We start from the raw sequence: 1,723 nt of genomic DNA on the forward strand, positions 1-1,723 counted from the left end.
CGGTACCAGGAATCAGCACGGTCGCATCCTGGCCATCCTGACCATCCTGGCCATCCTGACCCGGAGAACCATCAACCCCGGCGCGACCATCCTTACCATCACTACAGCCCCCGAGCACCAGCCCGAGAATCAGCAGTGAAATTAACAAACCAAACCTCAACATTTTTCTCATACATCTACCTCCCATAAATATGGTTAACAAGAATGCCCCGGTTGCGGTTATCGACAATGTGGCAATAGAGCCGGGACGTTAGTGAATGCCTAACAATACGTTATTATCAAGCAATTTTCCAGCAAAATTTTACTTCTATTTCAGAAGCTTAACTATTCAGTATGATACGTCAACACGGTGGTGGTTTTAGGGACGCTCTTAAATTTCTAAATAACGTGCCTGCCTATCTTTCAAGAGTCGGAGGGGTCGTTGTTTAATTGTTGAAGAGAAAATGAATATGGAATAATTGGGGGGCAGGCAAAATACACTCCATTTAAAAACTATTGGCCGCGATGAAAATCTAACAACATCGTGCAAAAGGAAAGGGGACGTTGTTTATTTGTTGAATAGAAAGTGTCTTGTTGACGTAACATCCAATACAAAGCTAAAGGACACCCACAAACATTTAACCGCCCACACATAGGCATTCTTCCCTTCATACCAAACGCAAAAATATCAATATTTGACAATGTTTGTATGCTCAGCTATCTTGATGAACAAATCCTTCGATAGGGAGAGAGCGATGCACATCTCATTGACCCCGGAATTGGAATCACGAATAAAATCCAAAGTTGAAAGCGGCCTCTACAACAACGCCAGCGAAGTCATTCGGGAAGCATTGCGGTTTATGGAGACCCACGAGGAGTGGATCTACGAAGTCAAACTTGCTCGCCTGCGCGAGCAACTCCAAACCGGTGTAGATCAACTTCATCAAGGGCAAGGGATCAGGATTCAAACCAGGAAAGATCTGGACTGCTTATTTGATGCCATTCAGGGCAGTTCTTGCCCATGACTGATCACCAACTTGTCATCTCACCAGCGGCTCGTGATGACCTCAGAGGCATTTATCAATTTGGTCTGCGAAACTGGGGCGAAAACCAGTCATCAAGGTATCTCGAAAACCTGAAAGAACGGTTTTGGTCGCTGACCAAGCTACCTCATATCGGTGTTGAACGCCCTGAACTTCTACCTGCGATACGGAGTTTTCCGGTAAAAAGTCACGTTATATTTTATCAAGTCCGATCCGGGCAAATCGAGATTATCCGCGTACTGCATGACAGGCAGGATCCGAACCGGCACATCGTGGTGACGTAACAGCCATTTTGTGACAGGAAATTGATGTTTGTCTCTATTTTTTTGACAACGAAAGACACAAGTTGCGGCATTTTCACGCTAAATACCAGGGAGAAGAAGCTGTTTTCTCAATTTTGGATGGTTCTATCCTGGCAGGGGAGATACCTCAAACAAAAAGCAAGTTGGTTCAGGCGTGGATTGAAATCCACCGTGATTCCCTGCTAGCAAATTGGGAATTGGCTGTTAATGGTCTTCCACCCTACGCCATTGAACCATTGCGATAGGAGATTTCATGGAATTAGTGATTCGGGTAAAGCCCTGCGATAATTACTGCTTGGAACTTTGGTTTGACACCGGTGAACATCGACTATTTGATGTTAAACCCTATCTCAATCGCGGTGTATTTAACAGGCTCCAAGATGTTCATTTGTTTAAGAG

General features: G+C 44.7%; 4 protein-coding genes. All 4 read left to right on the plus strand.

The window, feature by feature from the left end; all coding sequences use genetic code 11:
• The first annotated feature begins 734 nt into the window (after positions 1-734).
• Positions 735-1,004, plus strand: coding sequence for a type II toxin-antitoxin system ParD family antitoxin (locus tag AC6F7T_RS07865; protein WP_500717609.1), 270 nt, complete (start codon positions 735-737; stop codon positions 1,002-1,004).
• Positions 1,001-1,306: a type II toxin-antitoxin system RelE/ParE family toxin gene (locus AC6F7T_RS07870; RefSeq protein ID WP_500717611.1), complete on the plus strand. Its 306-nt coding sequence runs from the start codon at positions 1,001-1,003 to the stop codon at positions 1,304-1,306. Before AC6F7T_RS07865 ends, AC6F7T_RS07870 begins: the two co-directional genes overlap by 4 nt.
• A 20-nt stretch (positions 1,307-1,326) precedes the next feature.
• Positions 1,327-1,569, plus strand: coding sequence for a DUF4160 domain-containing protein (locus tag AC6F7T_RS07875; protein WP_500717613.1), 243 nt, complete (start codon positions 1,327-1,329; stop codon positions 1,567-1,569).
• 8 nt (positions 1,570-1,577) lie between these two features.
• A partial coding sequence (locus tag AC6F7T_RS07880) for a DUF2442 domain-containing protein (protein ID WP_500717615.1) occupies positions 1,578-1,723 on the plus strand: 146 nt, incomplete at its 3' end.

It is taken from the genome of Pelovirga sp., from assembly GCF_059864205.1.